Source organism: Oceanicoccus sp. KOV_DT_Chl (genome assembly GCF_900120175.1).
GTDB lineage: Bacteria > Pseudomonadota > Gammaproteobacteria > Pseudomonadales > Dasaniaceae > Oceanicoccus.
This window is the reverse complement of the sequence record NZ_FQLF01000002.1, coordinates 364,445-385,001: the sequence shown is the minus strand read 5'-3', so window position 1 is coordinate 385,001 and position 20,557 is coordinate 364,445. Positions and strand designations below refer to the sequence as shown.

General features: G+C 45.6%; 17 protein-coding genes. 12 read left to right on the top strand and 5 right to left on the bottom strand.

Going from position 1 to position 20,557, the window contains the following annotated elements; genetic code table 11:
- Window positions 1–34 precede the first annotated feature (34 nt).
- From UNITIG_RS05395 to nadA, 6 genes are all read left to right on the top strand, one after another.
- Window positions 35–700, top strand: a complete 666-nt coding sequence (locus UNITIG_RS05395) for a protein-L-isoaspartate(D-aspartate) O-methyltransferase (RefSeq protein ID WP_101757474.1) — start codon at window positions 35–37, stop codon at window positions 698–700.
- 56 nt (window positions 701–756) lie between these two features.
- Window positions 757–1,701, top strand: a complete 945-nt coding sequence (locus UNITIG_RS05390) for a DUF368 domain-containing protein (RefSeq protein ID WP_235015273.1) — start codon at window positions 757–759, stop codon at window positions 1,699–1,701.
- A 220-nt stretch (window positions 1,702–1,921) separates the two neighbouring features.
- Window positions 1,922–2,716 carry a peptidoglycan DD-metalloendopeptidase family protein gene (locus UNITIG_RS05385; protein WP_101757473.1) on the top strand — a complete coding sequence of 265 codons (795 nt, stop codon included), beginning with the start codon at window positions 1,922–1,924 and terminating at the stop codon, window positions 2,714–2,716.
- A 145-nt stretch (window positions 2,717–2,861) separates the two neighbouring features.
- A complete protein-coding gene (locus UNITIG_RS24950; RefSeq protein ID WP_255399441.1) occupies window positions 2,862–2,996 on the top strand; it encodes a hypothetical protein in 135 nt (44 codons plus the stop codon).
- Complete coding sequence (rpoS, locus tag UNITIG_RS05380) at window positions 2,959–3,879, top strand: RNA polymerase sigma factor RpoS (protein WP_369809145.1); 921 nt, start codon at window positions 2,959–2,961, stop codon at window positions 3,877–3,879. Before UNITIG_RS24950 ends, rpoS begins: the two co-directional genes overlap by 38 nt.
- Window positions 3,880–4,045: 166 nt before the next feature.
- A complete protein-coding gene (gene nadA, locus UNITIG_RS05375) occupies window positions 4,046–5,110 on the top strand; it encodes a quinolinate synthase NadA (RefSeq protein WP_235015272.1) in 1,065 nt (354 codons plus the stop codon).
- A 26-nt stretch (window positions 5,111–5,136) separates the two neighbouring features.
- Here the strand turns inward: nadA and UNITIG_RS05370 are convergent, their stop codons facing one another.
- The gene (locus tag UNITIG_RS05370; protein ID WP_235015271.1) at window positions 5,137–6,594 is read right to left on the bottom strand and encodes a M48 family metalloprotease; all 1,458 of its coding nucleotides are present in this window, start codon (window positions 6,592–6,594) and stop codon (window positions 5,137–5,139) included.
- Window positions 6,595–6,849: 255 nt separating this feature from the next.
- On the opposite strand from UNITIG_RS05370, the gene UNITIG_RS05360 reads away from it, so the two are divergent.
- The 6 genes from UNITIG_RS05360 to aceF all read left to right on the top strand — a co-directional run bounded on the left by UNITIG_RS05360 (window position 6,850) and on the right by aceF (window position 17,044).
- Window positions 6,850–7,116, top strand: a complete 267-nt coding sequence (locus tag UNITIG_RS05360; RefSeq protein WP_101757469.1) for a sulfurtransferase TusA family protein — start codon at window positions 6,850–6,852, stop codon at window positions 7,114–7,116.
- 123 nt (window positions 7,117–7,239) lie between these two features.
- The gene (locus UNITIG_RS05355; RefSeq protein ID WP_369809144.1) at window positions 7,240–8,127 is read left to right on the top strand and encodes an AI-2E family transporter; all 888 of its coding nucleotides are present in this window, start codon (window positions 7,240–7,242) and stop codon (window positions 8,125–8,127) included.
- Between the two features lie 124 nt (window positions 8,128–8,251).
- Complete coding sequence (locus UNITIG_RS05350; RefSeq protein ID WP_101757468.1) at window positions 8,252–11,110, top strand: insulinase family protein; 2,859 nt, start codon at window positions 8,252–8,254, stop codon at window positions 11,108–11,110.
- 157 nt (window positions 11,111–11,267) lie between these two features.
- Complete coding sequence (locus UNITIG_RS05345) at window positions 11,268–12,419, top strand: PleD family two-component system response regulator (RefSeq protein ID WP_101757467.1); 1,152 nt, start codon at window positions 11,268–11,270, stop codon at window positions 12,417–12,419.
- A gap of 282 nt (window positions 12,420–12,701) precedes the next feature.
- Window positions 12,702–15,350 (top strand): pyruvate dehydrogenase (acetyl-transferring), homodimeric type, encoded by a 2,649-nt coding sequence (gene aceE, locus UNITIG_RS05340; protein WP_101757466.1) that lies wholly within the window; start codon window positions 12,702–12,704, stop codon window positions 15,348–15,350.
- 65 nt (window positions 15,351–15,415) lie between these two features.
- A complete protein-coding gene (aceF, locus tag UNITIG_RS05335) occupies window positions 15,416–17,044 on the top strand; it encodes a dihydrolipoyllysine-residue acetyltransferase (RefSeq protein WP_101757465.1) in 1,629 nt (542 codons plus the stop codon).
- Between the two features lie 68 nt (window positions 17,045–17,112).
- Here aceF and UNITIG_RS05330 read toward each other — a convergent pair whose 3' ends face one another.
- The 4 genes from UNITIG_RS05330 to rsxD form a co-directional block, all read right to left on the bottom strand.
- Window positions 17,113–17,868, bottom strand: a complete 756-nt coding sequence (locus UNITIG_RS05330; RefSeq protein WP_159931099.1) for a tetratricopeptide repeat protein — start codon at window positions 17,866–17,868, stop codon at window positions 17,113–17,115.
- Window positions 17,869–18,145: 277 nt separating this feature from the next.
- Window positions 18,146–18,859: an electron transport complex subunit E gene (locus UNITIG_RS05325; RefSeq protein WP_101757463.1), complete on the bottom strand. Its 714-nt coding sequence runs from the start codon at window positions 18,857–18,859 to the stop codon at window positions 18,146–18,148.
- On the bottom strand, window positions 18,852–19,514 hold the full coding sequence (gene rsxG, locus UNITIG_RS05320) for an electron transport complex subunit RsxG (protein WP_101757462.1): 663 nt from the start codon (window positions 19,512–19,514) through the stop codon (window positions 18,852–18,854). The genes UNITIG_RS05325 and rsxG overlap by 8 nt, the downstream gene beginning before the upstream one ends.
- Window positions 19,504–20,556 (bottom strand): electron transport complex subunit RsxD, encoded by a 1,053-nt coding sequence (rsxD, locus tag UNITIG_RS05315; protein WP_101757461.1) that lies wholly within the window; start codon window positions 20,554–20,556, stop codon window positions 19,504–19,506. Before rsxD ends, rsxG begins: the two co-directional genes overlap by 11 nt.
- Window position 20,557 lies beyond the last annotated feature (1 nt).

The window sequence follows — 20,557 nt, the reverse complement described above, 5'->3', positions numbered from 1 at the left end:
GCTTGATACACAATAATAATGTTAGGAGTTATGGGTGACTAAGTTAAATCTCGCTGGGATTGGCATGACCTCGCAGCGAACCCGTGATCGTCTGGTTCAGCGTCTGTGTAACCAGGGTATAAGCAATTTTGAAGTGCTGGATGTTATGCGCACTACGCCTCGCCATATTTTTCTTGATGAAGCGCTAGCCCATAGAGCCTATGAAGATGACGCTTTACCGATAGGTTTTCAGCAAACACTCTCGCAACCCTATACTGTCGCCAGAATGACCGAGTTGTTATTGGCTGACGCCCCCTTAAAGCGTGTGTTAGAAGTTGGCACTGGCTCAGGTTACCAGACCACCGTATTGGCGCAATTAGTAGAGCGGGTTTACAGCGTTGAACGAATTAAGCCGTTACAAGAGAAGGCGCGACAGCGATTGCGCACTTTAGGCGCTCGTAATGTGCACCTAAAACATGCCGATGGTGGCTTTGGTTGGCCGGACAAAGGCCCTTTCGATGGCATTATTTCTACCGCCGCACCAGAGCGAGTGCCTGAAGAGTTGATCGCTCAGCTTGCTGTCGGTGGACGCTTGGTTATTCCCGTTGGCGATCATCTCAAACAACAATTAATGTTAGTGGTTAAAACAGAAGAAGGCGTAACTACGACCGTAGTAGAGCCAGCTTTCTTTGTGCCACTGAAGTCCGGGGTTATAAGTTAGCGGTTAAGTGGTCACGTTTTAAATAAGACGGCCTGAAACCGCGATTTGGAGTAACTATGAGTAGTGCAGAAAAACCCTCCGCATTTGGCGTGTTCATCCGCGGTGTTGCCATGGGGGCTGCTGATGTGGTGCCGGGGGTGTCTGGAGGTACAGTTGCGTTTATTACTGGCATCTATGAACAGCTACTTGATGCCATTAAGTCCATCAACCCGACGGCACTGATGGTGTTGGTTAAGCAAGGCCCAAAAGCGTGCTGGCATTATATAAATGGTGGTTTTCTGCTAGCCCTGCTATTGGGTGTTTTCACCAGTATTGTTTCTTTGGCCAGAGTGATCAGTTACTTATTAGATCATCAGCCCTTGTTATTGTGGGCTTTTTTCTTTGGGTTGATAGCGGCGTCTTCTTTACATATGGGGCGGCAGATTAAGCAGTGGCAACCGCTAACGGTGGGGGTATTACTGCTTGGAGGATTGATTGCCTGTTTTATCACCGAGATTAAACCGTCGGAGTTAACCCCGAGCTTGCTGCTTTATTTTTTGGCGGGTGCGATTGCTATCTGTGCGATGATTCTGCCTGGTATTTCTGGCAGTTTTATTTTGGTGCTGATGGGGATGTACCAACATGTGTTAGCTGCTGTGAAGAGCTTTGATTGGCTTACCTTAATGGTTTTTGCTGCTGGGTGTGGCATTGGCTTGCTCAGCTTTGCTCATTTCCTCTCCTGGTTATTTCGGCGCTTCCACGATCTGACATTGGCTTTGCTAACGGGTTTTTTGATTGGCTCCCTCAATCTGGTTTGGCCCTGGAAACAAACCTTGAGTTACTATCAAAATAGCAAAGGTGAGAGTCTGGCATTGACTCAGCAAAACGTATTGCCGTGGCATTATTCTGAGTTAGTGGGTGTGCCCGCACAGGGAGTTTATTGCTTTATGTTGATGTTGGTGGGGCTGCTTTTGGTGATTTTGCTAGAGAAATGGGGTGATTCGCTCGCAGCCAAGGCCTAGAGCAAGAAAATAAACGTATATTTTTTAGAATATTTTAGAATATATAATAATGTTTTAATTCATTTTTATATATTAAAACGACTGCTTTCCGCATTATTTTGATTCTCTGCTATTATGGTTTTTTTGAATAAAATCATGCTATTAAGACCAAAACTTAATAAAGAGAATGATTTTTCATCGCTATCTTGCATAGTCCAATTGGTTATAGAGTGATCACTTTTTGAAAGGTCGGGATCTACAATTTTTACTGCTGATTTTAATCAGTCTGGTGTTTGCGGGTTGTACGGGCGGCGGGCAGTATGCGCCTGTGGTTGAGGCGCAAGACCGCCCTAAGCCAGAGGTTGAGACGCATATAGTCTCTCGTGGTGAGACCCTATATTCTCTTGCTTGGCGTTATAACTTGGACTTTAGGGGGTTAGCGAGTACTAACGGTGTGAGTTCGCCCTATACTATTTATCCCGGTCAAAAAATTCTTCTGGCGGATACTCCCCGCGCCGTAAAATCCACCTCCGCAGTAAACTCTGTTGCCGCGACTAACACTTCAGCTAAGTCGCAAAATATGTCAGCCAAGTCCGCTCCGTTAATAGAAAAAACAACAACGACGAAAGTATCATCTGACCTTACCGGCTTAAGTAAAAAAGACTATCCATTTGTTTGGCGCTGGCCTGCGCGGGGTAAAGTAGTGCGCGCTTACAGTCACTCAAGCAATGTTCATAAAGGTATTGATATTCATGGCAAATTGGGAGAGCCTGTACATGCTGCCAACAGCGGAAAAGTTGTTTACGCTGGAAGTGGTTTGGTGGGTTACGGTAAGTTGTTAATCATTAAACATGATGATCATTATCTGAGTGCTTATGGCCACAACAGTCAGTTGTTGGTCAAAGAGGGAAGTCTGATCAAAGTGGGGCAACAAATTGCCAAGTTTGGTGACACCGGGACGGATAAAGTGAAGCTTCATTTTGAAATTCGTCGCGATGGTAAGCCAATTAACCCGTTAGGTTTATTGCCAAAATAATTGGGGTAAGTATTAGTCGTTAGGTGCTAAGTAAATATCCCTATAGACTAATTATGGAATTGAGCAGTAAATCGTTGATGCTGGGTTGTCATCGCTTTTTAATGAGAGATGACTGAGTCTTCCGACAAAAATAAAGGTTAGACCTATGGAAGTTCATGCTGAAGAAAAGACAAAAGCGACTGAGATTGATAATCTGTTAGCTGCTGACATTGATTTTGATGCAATGACTGATGATGCTGAGAGTGAGCCGGTCAAGGCAAAAGAAAAAATCCCCCGCTAAGAAAAAGGCCGCGGCGGCAAAGCCAAAAGTAACAGCCGATCGTTTTCAAAAAACACTTGATGCTACGCAGCTTTATCTCAATGAAATTGGTTTTTCACCGCTACTAAGTCCAGAGGAAGAAGTTTATTACGCACGTATGGCTATGCGTGGTGAAGAAGCGGGTCGCAAACGCATGATCGAAAGTAACTTGCGTTTAGTGGTGAAAATTTCACGTCGCTATGTGAATCGAGGTCTTTCACTACTGGATTTAATTGAAGAAGGTAATTTAGGTCTGATTCGTGCGGTTGAAAAATTTGATCCTGAGCGCGGCTTCCGATTTTCTACTTACGCTACCTGGTGGATACGTCAGACCATTGAACGGGCCATTATGAATCAGACGCGTACCATTCGGTTGCCGATTCACGTGGTTAAAGAATTAAATGTTTATTTGCGTGCGGCGCGTGAATTGACTCAAAAGCTAGATCATGAACCGTCAGCAGAAGAAATTGCAGATCTGCTTGATAAGCCGGTTGATGATGTCAAGCGTATGCTTGGTTTGAATGAGCGAGTCACTTCGGTTGATACCCCGTTGGGCCCGGATTCCGAAAAATCCTTATTGGACACTATTCCTGATATTCATGTTTCAGATCCTGCTGAGATGCTTCAGGATGACGATATGCGTGCCAGTATTGGTGAATGGTTGGGTGAGCTTAGTGAAAAGCAGTGCGAGGTTGTAGCGCGCCGTTTCGGCCTCAGGGGCTATGAAACCAGTACTTTGGAAGAAGTGGGGCGTGAGATTGGTCTAACCCGCGAGCGAGTTCGTCAGATTCAGGTTGAAGCGTTGAAGCGCCTGCGTGATATTTTGGAAAAGCAGGGTTTAAGTAGCGAATCTGTTTTCAGTTGATTTAGTCTAGAGTAATTTGTTTAAAGGCGGCGTTGGTCGCCTTTTTTATGTCTGCTATTTTCTGCCTTTTGAGTGAATTTTGGCTGCCAATGGGCAGTATTTTGGCCGTGATATCTGTTAAAATCCCCGCATTATTGATGTTCCGTTATTTGAGGTAAATTCCCCTATGGCAGATGCCATTATGTCCCACGATGCAGCTGATCAGCAGTTGGTTCGTGATTATATAAACCGAATCCCTGCGCATGACGAGGTTTCTCCGCAGCAGCAAGCTGAATTAAAGCAGCGCATTAAAGCCTTGTTGCTGCGGGAAAATGCGGTATTGGTAGCGCATTACTATACTGATCCAGTAATTCAGGAGCTGGCAGAGGAGACCGGTGGCTGTGTGTCGGATTCTTTGGAGATGGCTCGTTTTGGGCGTGACAATCCGGCCACGACCTTGGTCGTGGCCGGCGTTAAGTTCATGGGCGAGACCGCTAAGATTTTATCACCGGAAAAAAGAGTATTGATGCCTACGCTAGAGGCGACTTGTTCACTGGATATTGGTTGCCCTGCGGATGAATTCGCGGCCTTCTGTGACCAGCACCCTGATCGCACGGTGGTGGTGTATGCTAATACTTCGGCGGCTGTTAAGGCCAGAGCGGATTGGGTGGTCACGTCCAGTATTGCATTGAAGGTGGTTGAGCATCTGGATGCTCAGGGTGAAAAGATTTTGTGGGCGCCGGATAAACATTTGGGTAGTTACGTGCAGCGTGAGACCGGTGCCGATGTGTTGATGTGGGATGGTGCTTGCATTGTTCATGAAGAATTTAAAGCGAAAGCATTGTTGGATTTAAAAGCGGTCTATCCTGATGCTGCGATTTTAGTGCACCCGGAATCACCACAATCGGTGGTTGAACTGGCCGATCATGTGGGCTCTACTTCACAGATTATTAATGCCGCAGTGACTATGCCTAATAAGCAATTTATTGTCGCTACCGATCAGGGTATTTTTTATAAGATGCAGCAACAGGTTCCCGATAAGGAACTTATTGTGGCGCCAACTGCTGGCAGTGGTGCGACTTGTCGCAGCTGTGCCAGCTGCCCCTGGATGGGGATGAATGCGCTGGATAATTTATTGGAGTCCTTAGAGCAAGGCTCAAATGAAGTGTTAGTCGATGTTACCTTGGGTGAGCAGGCGATGAAACCGCTGACCCGGATGCTAAATTTTCTACTGGTAGTTAAGAATCATTAGAGGCTAGAAGGGCGGGAAAAGTCGCCCTATAGATTCCTCATTTGTGCTTCCATCTTCTTGATTTGAATAATGCGCTCCTGGATTTTAGCCGTGGTTAAGTTGTCCTGGCTAACCAGTGGTAGCGCATAGTTTAATTGTTTGGCCGCCATGTCTAGCGCGCCATTTAAAATAAAGTATTCGGCCCGAGCCCGATGTACACCAACAATATTTCCAGCTAAGCCGTGAGTCTCTGCTAATAAATACCATACTGATGGGTCATTAGGTTTACGTCTGGAATGTGTCAGCAGCAATGCTTCCGCTTTATGTGCTTGATTGGCTGCTAGTAACGCTTTAGCCATGGTCATGGTTAGCGGGTGATTGCCGGGAGTGAGGTCCAGATTTTCAGACAGTATCGAGATTGCTTCTTGTAGTTTGCCTGCTGCCATATCGAGCTCTGCTTGCGCAACTACATAACTAATTTCATGGGGGGCGGTTTTTAGCAGCAGATTTAATCGCTGTTGGGCTTCCTCAAATTCTCCATTTGCAGTCAGTGCCAGCACCAGTCCATATTGATTGGCATCAGGGTGATAACGACTGTCGGCAAGTTTACTACGAAACTGTTTTACGGCTTCTTTGGGGTTGGTAATAAAGCTCAACGCAACCCGTGCTTGCATAAGGTGGTAGATGGGATTGTCGCTGTACATTTTTTTTGGGTATTGTCTGGCTCTATTGCGTGCATCACTTATTCTGCTTTCTGTTATCGGGTGGGTAAGCAAGAATTCTGGTGGTCGATTGCTGGCGTAGCGATATGTGCGTTGCATAACTTCAAACATGGCGGCGGCACCATTTGGGTCCATGTTTGCCCGTGCCATAGTTTGCATGCCGGCACGGTCGGCTTCTTGTTCATTCAGTCGGCTATAGCGGAGTTGATTTTGCAGGCTAGCCGCTTGGGTGGCTGCGATGGCTGCCATGCCGGAGTCGCCCCCGGCTGTTGCCGCGAGAATGATACCGGCTAGTAGTCCGGCCATGTTCGGTATAGCGTTACGTTTTTGCGCTTCTACGCCGCGGGCAAAATGGCGTTGGCTGAGGTGGGCTAATTCGTGTGACATAACGGATGCAAATTGTGCTTCTGTTTCCGCTTGAAGAATGAGCCCGCTATGGATGCCAATCACCCCCCCGGGTACAGCAAAAGCATTGATAGTACGGTTGTTAACGACAATTAGGTCTAGCCTGCGGTCATCAAGCTCGCTATAGGTAGCGAGTTTGTAGGTGAATTCCTCGACGTAATCCTGCAGCAGTGGGTCTGAGACGATATCCACCCGGCTGCGAAAAGATTTTAGCCAAATCCTGCCGAGCTGGTATTCCTGAGCCAGTGAAATAGTGCCAGAGCTAGAGTCGCCAAGGTCAGGAAGCTCTATTTCGGGCTGGGTTTGTGACAGAGCGGGTATGGCGGAGGCCAATGTTAAAAAAAGAGCCAGCTGTTTTGTTTTTGTAAAAATATTCAATGATCGAGGCTCTGCTTTAGATTGCATGGTGTAATAATCAGTAAGATAGCTGACGATTTGTTCAAACTTTACCTGTTTATGTCACTTTATGCTATCGACCCCGGGGGGGTTATGAGGCTTTCAAAAAGTATTGGATGCAGTAACCCGAAAAAAATTCCATCCGGTTTGTTTGTCACTAAAATCTTGGGTATAGGCTTGGCTGGGGATATAATGCGAACCTTATAATGTAAATACGGTCTCAGAAATTAACTAACCATGGTTGCAACTATCCATCAGCTCGATACCTGTGGTTTAAGCTGTCCAATGCCCTTATTAAAAGCCAAGCAAGCGCTGAATCGAATGAATAGCGGGGAACAGTTGCAGGTGAGCGCAACTGATCAGGGTTCGTGGCGAGATTTTCAGGTGTTTGCCGAACAAAGTGGTCATCTGTTGCTGGATCGGCAGCTCGATAATGGTATCTATCGTTATTTGCTACAGAAAAATAATTTTTACAGTTGTTGCCGTTCCGGCTCAGCTAATTAGCGGAATTTTTATGTTTAAAGTTATCAAAAAGTGGTTAGACCAGATATTTGCTGAAGAGGAATCCATTATTCTGCTGTTGTTAATTGTGGCCAGTTTAGTGCTGTTGATGACGATGGGGGGGTGTTGGCTCCGGTTATTACCAGTATTATTTTGGCTTTTTTGATGCAGGGTTTAATTGCGCAACTAATAGCGCGAAATGTGCCGCAGTGGATGGCTGTCAGTATTGCATTCTTGATTTTTGTGGGGAGTTTTTTCGTCATTTTGTTTGTGGTTTTGCCCTTGGCGTGGAACCAGATGACTAACTTGTTTAATGAGCTGCCGCGTATGTTGTTGCAGTGGCAGCAGCTATTGCTAGTGTTGACAGAGCGGTATCCTGATATTTTTTCTGAGGCTCAAATTCAAGAGTGGATGAAGCTGGCACGTGCTGAATTGGGGCAGTTAGGGCAGCTGCTAGTATCCTTTTCTATAGCAAATCTTCTTAATGTCTTCGGGTTGTTAATTTACCTGGTGCTAGTTCCCATTTTGGTGTTCTTTTTTCTTAAGGATAAGCAGATATTGCTGTTATGGCTAAAGTCTTTTTTGCCTGCTGAACGCCCTATGCTGAGTAAAATATGGCAGGAAATGAATGAGCAGGTAGCCAATTATGTCAGGGGTAAGGCGATTGAAATTCTTATTGTTGGCTCAGTTAGTTATTTGTCCTTTGTAGCGCTGGGGTTAAATTATGCGGCGCTACTCGGCTTGCTAGTAGGCTTGTCTGTAGTGATTCCTTATATTGGCGCGGCAGTGGTTACCTTGCCGGTTTTATTAATTGGTTACTTTCAGTGGGGCTGGGGGGCGGATTTTTTGACCTTATTTATTGTCTATTCTGTGATTCAGGCATTGGATGGTAACGTATTGGTGCCGCTATTATTTTCTGAAGCGGTAAATTTACATCCGGTAGCCATTATTCTTGCTGTGCTGGTTTTTGGTGGGTTCTGGGGGCTGTGGGGGTGTTTTTTGCAATTCCTTTAGCCACCTTAATCAAGGCTGTGTTGAATGCGTGGCCAAAATCCGAGCCATTAAATATCCATACATAGCGATGTTTGCTCTATTTCTCTACTTTAAGTCCGCAGTTTAATTTTACAGGTTGTTTATTATGGCTAAACGTTGGTTTGGTTGGTGTTTATTATTTTCATTTTTCCTGGCGGCCGCTTGTGGTGTTCTCCCCTTAGATAACTCTGCGCAGCAGATTATTAAAAGTGATAATGATACCAGGGAATATAGATATATAGAGTTGCCAAATCAATTAAAGGTGCTGATAGTTTCAGATGTGAATGTTGAAAAGTCGGCTGCCTCGCTGGATGTGCATGTGGGAAGTCAGCAGGATCCAATAGATGCTCAGGGCTTGGCGCATTTTTTGGAGCATATGCTGTTCCTGGGTACCGAAAAATATCCTCAAGCAGGTGATTATCAGCAATACATCAGTGCACATGGTGGCAGCCATAACGCCTATACTTCCTTTGAGCATACCAATTATTTTTTCGATATTTCCCCGGAGTATTTTGAGCAGGGCTTGGATCGGTTTGCACAGTTTTTCATTGCTCCCTTGTTCGATGAAGCATATGTAGAGCGCGAAAAAAATGCTGTGCATTCTGAGTATACGTCGAAAATTAAAGATGAGCAGCGCAGAGGGATAGATGTATTTAAGCAAGTAATCAACCCTCAGCATCCTTTTGCAAAATTAAGTGTGGGTAATTTGGAGACCTTGACTGTCAATGAAGAAACTCAGGCCAGTTTAAGGGCGCAGCTGTTGGATTTTTATCAGCAGTATTACTCTTCGAATTTAATGACTTTGGTCCTGATTGGTAGTGAGTCGCTCGATCAGTTAGAACAAATGGCCCGCAGCCGGTTTTCAGCAATTAAAAATAATAAGACTAACATTGCCGATATTTCAGCGCCGCTAATAGAGTCGCAGCGTCTACCGTTATTGATTGAAGTTAAACCTGAAAAGTCGATGCGTACGTTGTCACTGGCATTTCTTACCGAAGATACGTCGGCCTTTTATGCTGAAAAGCCGTTACATTATCTGGGTAATATCTTGGGGCATGAGGGTAAGGGCAGCTTATTGTCTTATTTAAAGCAGCAGGGGTGGGCTGAAGGACTTAGTGCTGGTCAAGGCATAAAGTATCGTGGTGGTGGCAGCTTTAATATTTCAATAAAGTTGACTGATTCAGGGGCGAAAGATCGCGATAAAGTGATTGAAGCGGTATTCCAGGCGATTAATCGTATTAAAAATTCGCCTAATAAGGCGTGGTTGTTTGCCGAGCAAAAAGCCATTGCTGAACAGCATTTTCGTTATCAGGAAAAACAGGCATCGGCACATTATGCGGTTTCGTTGGCCTCTAATATGCATTACTACCCGCTTGAAGATGTACTGCGGGGTGATTATTTGATGAAGAGCTACAACGCGTTGCTGGTGGAGCGTTTTATAAGTTATTTGACGCCGGAAAATGCCGTTATCACCTTCACTGCTCCCTCGGCAAAGGTTGACCGAACCAGTTATTTCTATCAAACAGATTACAGTGTGGCTAAGGTCGATAACAAAAGGTTGCAGCGCTGGTCAGCTGTTGGAATTAATCAAGCTATTACTCTGCCTGAGAAAAATGCTTTTATTGCAGAACGTTTGGAGATAGTAACTGGGGATTCTCAAAGTGATATTCCTCGTAAGCTCTCGACGGTAGAGGGTGTAAGCTTGTGGTATCGGCAAGATCGGCAATTTAATACACCAAAAGGTAGCGTTTTTGTCAGTTATCGTTCTCCGTTTGCGGCTGATACGATTGAGCACAAAGTCGCTTTGACTTTACTGGTTGACGTGTTGGCAGATGAGTTAAATGAATTTTCCTATGCAGCTACTTTGGCTGGATTAAATTATTCATTACAGCCGCATATGCGGGGACTATCGATTAAAGTTAATGGCTTTAGTGATAAACAGCCTTTATTGCTGAAAAAAGTTTTGCAGGTTTTGTCCCAGCCGCAGTTTGATGCTGAGCGCTTTGCAAATATAAAGCGCGAACACGTCCGGTCGTTAGAGAACAGAAATAAACTACAGCCTTATCATTTAGTGATGGCTGCGTTGCCAGAGTTACTTTATCACCAAACATGGACAGCTGAGCAGCAGCTGGATGTATACCGTAATATCACTCTTGAGGATATTAAGGCTTTCCAACAGCGGCTATTTTCAAAAGGCCAAATTGATATGTTGGTTCACGGAAATTATCAGCAGGCTCAAGCTGAGCAATATGCGAAGCAAGTAGCAATAGCGTTACTGGATAAAAATATAGCAGCTCCACCGGTGTTGATAGCGCAGTTAGCTGAACAAAAATTTTCTCGAAAACTCGAAAGTGATTACGCGGATTCTTCTTATGCGCTCTACATACAGTCAGCATCTACCGATAAGCTGAGTCGTGCGGCCATGGGCGTATCTGCCCAAGTTCTGCGGGCAGACTTTTATACCAAGCTAAGAACAGAGCAGCAGCTTGGATATATTGTTAGCTCAGGTGCCTATCCGCAAATCGATGTGCCTGGAATTTTTTTCCTGGTACAGTCGCCGGTGGCGGGGCCGGTTCAATTGCAGGGAGCGATCGACCGATTTTTAAAGGATCGTCTACAGACATTAGAGGGTGTAACTGTTGCCGAGTTTGAAACTCAGCGCAAAGCAGTATTGTCGCGCTTATCAGAAGCGCCACAAAATTTATTAGATCAGTCTGAGTTGTATTGGCGTGATATTAGCCAAAATTATGAACAATTTGATTTTCGAGCGCAATTAATTGCCGCGATGAAAAGTCTGACCTTTCAGCAGTGGCGTGATTATTTTGTAAATGATGTCATTGAAAACCCTCGCAGGATGGTCATTTTCTCTGAAGGTCAGTTTGTGGAGGCGGGAGAGGTTTCTGGTCAGCCCGTTGTCGATGTTGAAGCGTTTAAAGAGTCGTTACCCAGTTATTCCTTTCAATAAAACTTTATCGCTCATATCCGTGCTGGAATAGTGAAAATTATGTTATTCCAGCTATCCTATGAAGAGGTTCGGACTGCCGCTGCTCGCTAATAAATCAGTGAAAGGTACGGGGGTCTGGTAGTAGCTGCGGCTGATAACTTTATGGGAATACTACACTGTGCAACTGGCTTTAATTGTTGACGATTCTAAAACTGCACGTTTTATGCTACGTAAAATGCTGGATAAGCATCGCATTGAAGTGGCAATGGTTGAATCTGGACAGGAGGCGCTGGACTATCTGCAGCAACATCAGCCCGATGTAATTTTTATGGATCATATGATGCCGGGTATGGATGGTTTTAGTGCAGTAAAAGCTATCAAATCTAATCCTGTCACGGCTAACATTCCCATCGTGATGCATACCACTAAGCAGGGTGATATTTATTTGGGGCAGGCTAAAGCGCTAGGCGCTATTGATATCTTGGCCAAGCCAGCCAAAGATCAGGATTTACTGGCGGTATTGGATAGGGTTAATAGCGATGCAGGCGCCGCTAATCAGGAGATAAGCCAGAATGAGTTAAATCTTGTCGATCAGAATTTGCCGATAGACCCAATGGCGCTCACGGGTGGCATTCCCATAGTGACCCAATCATTCGACAGGCCGTTAGCGGCTCCGCAAGCAGTCGACGTAGAGCCCGAGCCGATGGTTGTTGGGACTTCTTTTTGGGGCTCTGTGCGTCAGTGGTTGGTAGTTGTTATTTGGTTAATGCCTATTCTTTGGTTGTTAAATCTTTATTTTGAACAGCAGCAAGAAATACAGCAGTTTGAGCGGCAACAGGGGTATTTTGTTGAGTCGATCGAGTGGTTGCTTAATCAGCAGCCAGGGTATGATTATGGCGAGTTGCCATTGGCGGGAGATCGCTTGGTGTTGCTCAAAGGCGTGGTTGAGCGCTTGCAGGTGGCAGGTTTTAAAGGTGTGATTCGAATGGAGGGTTATGTGGGGGATTTCTGTTTGTCGCTATTGGCCTTAGGTGATGGCTCCGAGGTGTTTATGTTGCCGGCCGCAGACCTACCGTTACTAGAGTGCGATGTGATAGGTTTGTCTACAGCGCAAGCATTGGCGGCATCCATTGAGCAAAGTGATGAGTTTTCGGAGTATGTTCAGGATCTAGCCGCGATAACCAAAGATATCCGTCTCGAAATGCTTCCGTTCGGTGCCTCAAACCCTCTATTTCCCTACCCTGATGATTTAAGAGGTAATACCAGCGGGGACTGGAATGCTGTTGCGCTGAAAAATAACCGGGTCAAATTTGTGTTGTTGTCAGATTAATGAGTGGCATTTTTGGCCCGATTTTAGAGATTTATCCATTAAATACAGTGAGATAGAGCTATATTTTCTTGAGTTATTCCCAGTATTTATTTAAAAAATGTGCTACGATGTGCCGGTTTTTACGTCGTGCAGGTAGTTTGGCTGTTCAAAAATCCTGTCTCCGGTAATGAAATAGTGGTTTTTGGCTAACGCTGTTGATTAATCCGGTGTTCTATCTTTATTCGTAGCCCGGTGTCTGCAGCCGCACGGCATTGGCTTATACATGTATTTTAGGGGAGTTTTATGCAAGACAATGATCCAATCGAAACAGCAGAATGGTTGGAAGCACTTTCCGATGTGCTTGGTCAGGATGGTGGTCCCGAGCGGGCAACATTCTTGTTAAAGACCATGGCGGAGGAGGTAGCTCAGTCCGGTAGCCAGGTTCCCTCTGCAATCACTACTCCCTTTCGCAATACCATCAAGCCTACGGATGAACGTCGTATGCCTGGTGATTTATTTATGGAGCGCCGTATTCGTTCATTGATTCGATGGAATGCGCTCGCCATGGTGATGCGTGCCAACGATAATGATGATGGACTGGGTGGGCACATATCCTCATTTTCTTCCGCAGCCACTCTCTACGATATTGGTTTTAATTATTTCTTTAAAGGTAATGATGATCGCCATGGCGATCTTATTTATTATCAGGGTCACAGCGCACCTGGCATGTATGCGCGCTCTTATCTGGAAGGGCGGTTAAGCGAAGATCAGCTGGATAATTTCCGCCGTGAAGTAGGTGGTAATGGTTTGTCTTCTTATCCACACCCATGGTTGATGCCTAATTATTGGCAATTTCCTACTGTTTCGATGGGCTTGGGCCCTATTCAGGCGATCTACCAGGCACACGTGATGAAGTATCAACACAGCCGTGAACTGCTTGATCAAAGTGGTCGTAAAGTATGGGCCTTTTTGGGCGATGGCGAGTGTGATGAACCCGAATCCTTGGGTGCTATCGCGTTGGCTGGACGCGAACGCCTGGATAACCTCATTTTTGTTGTAAATTGTAATTTGCAACGCTTGGATGGTCCGGTACGTGGCAATGGCAAAATTATTCAGGAATTAGAAGGGGTGTTTCGCGGTGCTGGTTGGAATGTTATCAAGGTTATTTGGGGCCGCCACTGGGATGCACTATTAGAGAAAGACAAAACTGGCTTGTTGAAAAAGCGCATGAATGAAGTGTGCGATGGTGAATTGCAAAATTATAAAGCCAATGGCGGCGCTTATACCCGTGAGCACTTTTTTGGCAAGTACCCAGAGCTGTTGGAATTGGTTAAAGATTTATCCGATGACGATATTATGTATCTAAATCGTGGGGGTCATGACCCTTATAAAATGTATGCAGCTTATGCGCAGGCGGTAGAAACGGTAGAACGCCCGACAGTGGTTTTGGCAATGACAGTGAAAGGCTATGGTATGGGCCATTCCGGCGAGGCGCAAAATGAAACGCACTCGTTGAAAAAGCTGGATATCGAGAGCTTGAAAAAATTCCGCGATCGTTTTGGTATTCCTATCAATGACGATGAATTAAAAAATGTCCCGTATTACAAGCCAGCTGACGATAGTCCTGAAATGGTTTATATGCGCAAACGCAGGGAAGAGTTAGGTGGTTTTATTCCTTCGCGCAAAGATGATTTTGAAGCGCTGGAAGTGCCATCACTAGAAAGTTTTAGCGGACAGTTAAAGAGCAGCGGCAAGCGCGAAATTTCTACCACGATGGCGTTTGTACGGTTGCTTTCAACCCTGACTAAAGATAAAAAAATTGGCCAGCGTGTAGTCCCTATCGTGCCTGATGAGGCGCGCACGTTTGGGATGGAAGGGATGTTCCGCCAACTGGGTATATATTCATCGCAAGGCCAGCGTTATACGCCACACGATGCCGATCAAATTATGTATTACAAGGAAGATAAAAAAGGTCAGATTTTGGAGGAGGGTATCAACGAAGCAGGGGCTTTTTCAGCCTGGCTAGCTGCGGCGAGCTCTTACAGTAATCACGGCTACCCCATGGTGCCGTTTTATATTTTTTATTCCATGTTTGGTTTTCAGCGCATTATGGATTTAGCCTGGGCGGCGGGTGATACACAGGCTCGAGGTTTCTTGTTGGGCGCTACTGCAGGACGCACTACTTTGAATGGTGAGGGCCTGCAGCATCAGGATGGCCATAGCTTGTTAATGGCTAATATGATTCCTAATTGCGTCGCCTATGATCCTACTTACTCCTATGAGCTTGCAGTGATTATTCAGCACGGTTTACAGCAGATGTATGCAGAGAAGAAGAACTGTTTTTATTACATCACCGTTGAAAATGAAAATTATCATCACCCTGAAATGCCTGAAAATTGTGAAGAAGGCATTATCAAAGGTATGTACAAAATTGAGCAGGCGACCCACGGCAAGACGCATACTGTACAGTTGATGGGTGGCGGCGCGATTTTACGTGAAGTTCAGGCTGCTGCTGAAATTCTACGTAATGACTATGATGTTGATGCTGATGTGTGGAGTTTGACCAGTATCAATGAGTTACGTCGCGAGGGTATGGCTGTTGATCGCTGGAACTTAATGAATCCAGAGAAGGTTGCACGTAAGTCTTATGTGGCACAGCAATTAGAGGATTGTGAAGGGCCGGTTATCTGCGCTACCGATTATATGAAGTCTTATGGTGAGCAAATAGCGCCGTTTATTCGTCGCCAGTATCGGGTGTTAGGTACTGATGGCTTTGGTCGCTCTGACACGCGCGCAATGTTGCGTTACCACTTTGAAGTAGATCGTTATTTCGTGGTCTTGGCGGCTTTAAAATCTTTGGTAGATGAAGATAAGTTGGATGCTTCGGTAGCCGTTGATGCGGCCAAAAAATTTGGCATTAGTAGCGATAAAAGGGACCCGATGGGATGTTAGTCTAAGAGTCATATAAATGGGAATGATGCATAAAAAGTCTAGCCACTTAACTACAGGAAATTCGTGTGAGTAAAGAAATAATTAAAGTGCCTGATATTGGCGGCGCAGAAGGCGTCGAGGTGATTGAGATTTGTGTGGCAGTAGGTGATCAGATTGCTGCTGAAGATTCGTTGGTTGTGCTCGAGTCTGATAAGGCTTCAATGGAAGTGCCATCCCCTATGGCGGGGACAGTGTCTGCAATCATGATCTCGGATGGTGATTCGCTATCTGAGGGTGATGTGATTCTTGAATTGGAGGTTGAGGCTGGGGAGGCTGTTGCCGAACCAGAAGACGCCCCTGTGCAAGCGTCTGCAGAAGTAAAACCCGACCCCGAACCTGTGGCACCAAGTGTCAATGAAAATAACGCAGCTGCCGCTTCTACCCAAACCATAAAGGTGCCTGATATTGGTGGTGCCGCTAATGTTGATGTCATTGAGGTTTGTGTTGCAGTCGGCGATGACTTGGCCGAAGGTGATTCGCTTATTGTGCTGGAGACTGATAAAGCGTCTATGGAAGTGCCAGCGCCAATGGCAGGTAAAGTCATTTCACTCGCGGTAGCAGAGGGCGATACAATCTCTGAAGGTGGCGAGATTTTAAAGTTGGAGGTGATGGCTGCAGCCGCTGAGCCAGCTACAGAGACTACTTCTAGCCCAGCTCCGGCTGAGGCCGTGGCTTCGCCGCCACCGGTAGTTGCCAGTGCTCCTGCCCCGGCTGCGCAATCAAGTGATTCGAAGCCGCCAGCCGCAGATTCTGATCCGTCTATTTACGCTGGGCCAGCCGTTCGGCGTTTGGCGCGAGAATTGGGCGCACCTTTAATTGACGTTAAGGGGAGTGGCCCCAAAGGTCGTATCTCCAAAGATGATTTAAAAGCGCATGTGAAAGCGGCTTTAGCGAATAAAGCGAGCAGCTCTGGCGGTAGCGGTATACCTGCAGTGCCGGCGGTGGATTTTAGCAAGTTTGGTGACGTGACCATTGAACCGTTGACCAAAATTCATAAAATCACCGCCCAAAATATGCATCGCAGTTGGTTGAATGTGCCGCATGTTACCCAGTTTGATGACGCCGATATTTCTGATTTGGAAGATTTTCGTCAGTCTTTGAAGGCGGAAGCTGAGCGTCGAGGGGTAAAAATTACGCCATTGCCTTTTATATTAAAAGCCTGTGCCAAGGCCTTGCTTGATCACCCGAAATTCAATGCGTCGCTGGATAGTGATGGCGAAAACATGGTGTTTAAGCATTACGTTCATATTGGGATGGCCGTTGATACTCCGGCTGGCTTGGTGGTACCGGTAATACGGGATGTCGATAAAAAATCTATCTGGGATTTAGCGGCAGAAACTGTCGAACTGGCGCAAAAAGCCAAGGACAGAAAATTAAAGCCAGCTGAAATGCAAGGCGGATGTTTTACCATTTCAAGCTTGGGCGGGATTGGCGGTCAGGGGTTTACCCCTATCGTGAATACACCAGAGGTGGCAATCTTGGGTATATCCAAACTAGCGGTTAAGCCGCATTGGAATGGAAAAGAGTTTGTACCTAGAAAAATGCTGCCATTGGCATTGTCCTATGATCACCGGGCTATAAATGGTGGTGATGGTGGGCGGTTTATGACTTACTTAGGTGAGTTGCTAGCGGATATTCGACGTTTGGTGTTATAGAAAAGTATTGGCGTAAAAAAGCCGTACTGAAGTCATTCAGTACGGCTTTTTTGTGTCTGCTTGAAAAGTTAGATAGACGAAAGCTGCTTTTTCGCACGTTTTTCTAATTCGTCCAATAATTGCTGCGCTTTTTCCTGGCCATTATCCAAAGCGTCTTCCAGCCAAATCCCCGCCATTTGATCACTCTGTACTGTGCCTGTTCCAGTTAAGTACATATAGCCCAGCAAGTATTTTGCATTGGCGTCTCCGGACTCTGACGCTTTAGTTGCCCAATAAAAAGCTTTGGCATTATTTTGTTCTACGCCGAGGCCTTTCATGTAAATCAGAACTAATTTAAATTGGGCGGGAGCAGAACCATTTTCTCCGGCTTTTAGTAACCAGAATTCTGTTTGTTCTAGATCTTTTTCAACGCCTTTACCTTCTTCATAGTAGAGCGCTAATTCAAACTGGGCTCTGGCATAGTCAGATTTCGCCGCGCGCATATACCACTTTGCGGCGTCCTCATACTTGTTTTTATCGGCGTCTAATTGCCCTAATTGGAATTGAGCTTCAGGAACCCCTTTTTTGGCAGCGCGGCCAAACCACTTTTCTGCTTCATCCAGGTCTTGTTTAACTATCTTGCCTTGTGAATACAGGAGTCCTAAGCTGTACATCGCCGAAACATTGTCGTGTTTCGCAGCACGCTTCCAGTATTTAACAGCCTTTTTACCATCATTTTCATGGTAGGCAATCAAACCTTTGCTAAATAGTGGGTCGTTCGCCATAGCTGTGCTACTTAACAGCACCACTGTTAAGGCGATAATAATTGGTTTCAATAGTTGCATGTTGAAAACCTCGCTTTGTTCATTCCGTTTGCCTTCTTTGCCTGAATTTATTGCGGCATCATGTCGAGAAGGATCCATTGTTCATCAATGTATGTAGATAACATAGTCATTAATATAGGTAGTTCAACCTATGTGCTTAAATACTCTAAAAACTAGGGAGAGGTAGTAAAAGTGCGATAAAAACAGCTTGTTTTTGTGCGCTAGTTCACAAAAAACAGAGGAGAATACCTAACAAGGTTTTTGTTATTTTTTACTAAAGTTTCAGCAGCAAAAATAATTATGAAATATTACCGGTAACTCTGGCGCGTTTTGAACCTGCAACTGGCTTTTCCTTGAGCGCATCTTGTCGTTGTTTAATGTTGGCGTCTATTAAATTTTTGCAAGCGATTATTAATCCGGTAAAGATAAACGCGCCAGGTGGAAGAATAGCAAGTAAAAATTGTTTGTAGTCATTGAAAATTACAACTTTCCAATGCTTGGCTGATTCGCCAAATAGTAAATCCATGTTATTAAATAATGCGCCAGTACCAATCAGTTCTCTAATGGCACCTAATAAAACTAATATCACAGTAAAGCCAACACCCATAATAAAGCCATCATACATTGCAGGTGCTAAAGAATTTTTACAAGCGTAGGCATCGGCGCGGCCCAGAATGACGCAATTGGTGGTAATGAGTGGCAGGAAAATACCGAGTATTTGAAACAATTCGTAAGTATACGCTTGCATCAGTAGTTCGATACAGGTTACTGCAGCCGCAATGATCATGACGAAAGCAGGTAGCCTAATCGCATCTGACACTACCCCACGAACTAAAGACACACAGCTGTTGGAAATAGTCAGTACCAGTGTTGTGGCTAAACCCATGCCGATGGCGTTAATTACCGAGCCGGTAACCGCTAATAACGGACAAAGGCCTAGCAGTTGTACGATGGCGGGGTTATTTTTCCAAAGCCCATTTAGTGATAATTCTTTATAGTTTGCATCACTCATGGCTGCTTGCCTCATTAATTATTTCAGCTTTAGCGTCAGCTTTGCCGCCTAAAATTTTATGCTGGTACTGATCGAAATACTGCAGCGTTTGTAAGACTGCTTTGGTCACAGCTCTTGGGGTAATCGTGGCCCCGGTAAACTGATCAAATACGCCTTTGTCTTTTTTTACTTTCCATAAATCCAGGCCGGGATTGACCAGTGACTTCCCAATAAAACCATCGACCCACTGACTCTTTTTATAATCTACTGCATCACCTAAGCCGGGTGTTTCACGGTGCGATAGTACCCTTACGCCCGCGACAGTTCCGTCTACATTAACACCAATAATTAAATCAATATCCCCTGTATAGCCTTCTCTGGCGGTTGCCGGAAAAATAATAGCGACAGCCTCATTGTTTTGTCTGGCAATGTAATAGTGTTTTTCGCTACGCAGTCCAAGAAGTTCATTGTCACTGATGGCGTGAGCATCATCCAACATGGAATTGTTATGACGCGACTTGGGTACTATTTGGATCAGCGCGCGCTCTTCAGCCTGACGAATGTTTTCCTTGATGGCTTCCTGCGAACTTAAAAACGTACCGGCAATAATCGCGGTGCTAATGACGGCAAAGAATCCCAGCAATAGGGCGTTACGACTTATCGACTCACCTAGCATTAGCGATTACCCCATGACCGTACGTGCGGGGTTGAGTGTAATAGTCTAGCAGCGGCGCAGCAAAGTTCATCAGCAGTACCGCAAAGGCGATAGCGTCAGGGTAGTTACCCCAGACGCGAATAATATAAAGCAGTACCCCTATGAGTGCGCCATAAATCATTCGGCCTCTATTAGACACCGTTGAAGTGACTGGGTCGGTAACAATAAAGAAGGCGCCAAACATCGTTGCGCCACTGAGCAGGTGGAACAGTGGCGAGCCGCCGGATGCTGAACTGCCACCATCATAAAAGATGGCGGATAAAATGGTGAGGCTGGCCAGCATGCTCAGTGGCGCATGCCAGGTAAATACTCGCTGTGACAGTAAAAATAACCCGCCGGCAAGAAAGCCAAGGTTTGCCCATTCCCAGCCTAAACCAGCCCACTGTCCAAACTGTGGTGATTGCTGCCATAAATCTGCAATTAAGAGTGAGTTATTCTGTTTTAGTACATCCAGCGGTGTGGCCATGGTTAAGCCATCAACAGCAAACGCGGCAACGGCTTCGCGGCCTACAAATAAAGCACTAACAGCATCAAGCAGGCTGGGTAGCTCGCCGGCAAGGGCTTGGGTCGGTGCGGTCCAGGTCGTCATCTCTACCGGGAAGGAAATTAATACTACGACATAGCCGACCATGGCTGGATTAAACGGGTTGTAGCCCATGCCTCCGTAAAGATGTTTAGCCATTAAAATTGCCGAGCCAATAGCGACAGTAATGAGCCACCAAGGCGAGTAAGGTGGCAATGCGATAGCTAATAAAAAGGCGGTGACCAGCGCGCTGTAGTCATTGAGATAAAAGCCAATAGGGCGACCACGTAATTTTAAAGCGGCACTTTCAAATGCGATGGCCGTTAAGCTAGCCCAGCAGATATTAACCAGTGTGCCCCAGCCAAAATGCCAGCTCAATGCCAGAATACCGGGAATAGTCGCCAGCAATACCAGCTGCATCACTCTGGCAGTATTGAGTGGCCCGGTAGCGTGAGGTGAAGTGACTTTTAGCAGTGCCATA

Coding starts and splice junctions, on each gene's coding strand:
- UNITIG_RS05360 (WP_101757469.1), top strand. CDS start 6,850: ATGGTTGCAACTATCCATCAGCTCGATACCTGTGGTTTAAGCTGTCCA.
- UNITIG_RS05330 (WP_159931099.1), bottom strand. CDS start 17,868: ATGCAACTATTGAAACCAATTATTATCGCCTTAACAGTGGTGCTGTTA.
- aceE (WP_101757466.1), top strand. CDS start 12,702: ATGCAAGACAATGATCCAATCGAAACAGCAGAATGGTTGGAAGCACTT.
- UNITIG_RS05350 (WP_101757468.1), top strand. CDS start 8,252: ATGGCTAAACGTTGGTTTGGTTGGTGTTTATTATTTTCATTTTTCCTG.
- UNITIG_RS24950 (WP_255399441.1), top strand. CDS start 2,862: ATGGAAGTTCATGCTGAAGAAAAGACAAAAGCGACTGAGATTGATAAT.
- UNITIG_RS05390 (WP_235015273.1), top strand. CDS start 757: ATGAGTAGTGCAGAAAAACCCTCCGCATTTGGCGTGTTCATCCGCGGT.
- UNITIG_RS05325 (WP_101757463.1), bottom strand. CDS start 18,859: ATGAGTGATGCAAACTATAAAGAATTATCACTAAATGGGCTTTGGAAA.
- rsxD (WP_101757461.1), bottom strand. CDS start 20,556: ATGGCACTGCTAAAAGTCACTTCACCTCACGCTACCGGGCCACTCAAT.
- nadA (WP_235015272.1), top strand. CDS start 4,046: ATGGCAGATGCCATTATGTCCCACGATGCAGCTGATCAGCAGTTGGTT.
- rsxG (WP_101757462.1), bottom strand. CDS start 19,514: ATGCTAGGTGAGTCGATAAGTCGTAACGCCCTATTGCTGGGATTCTTT.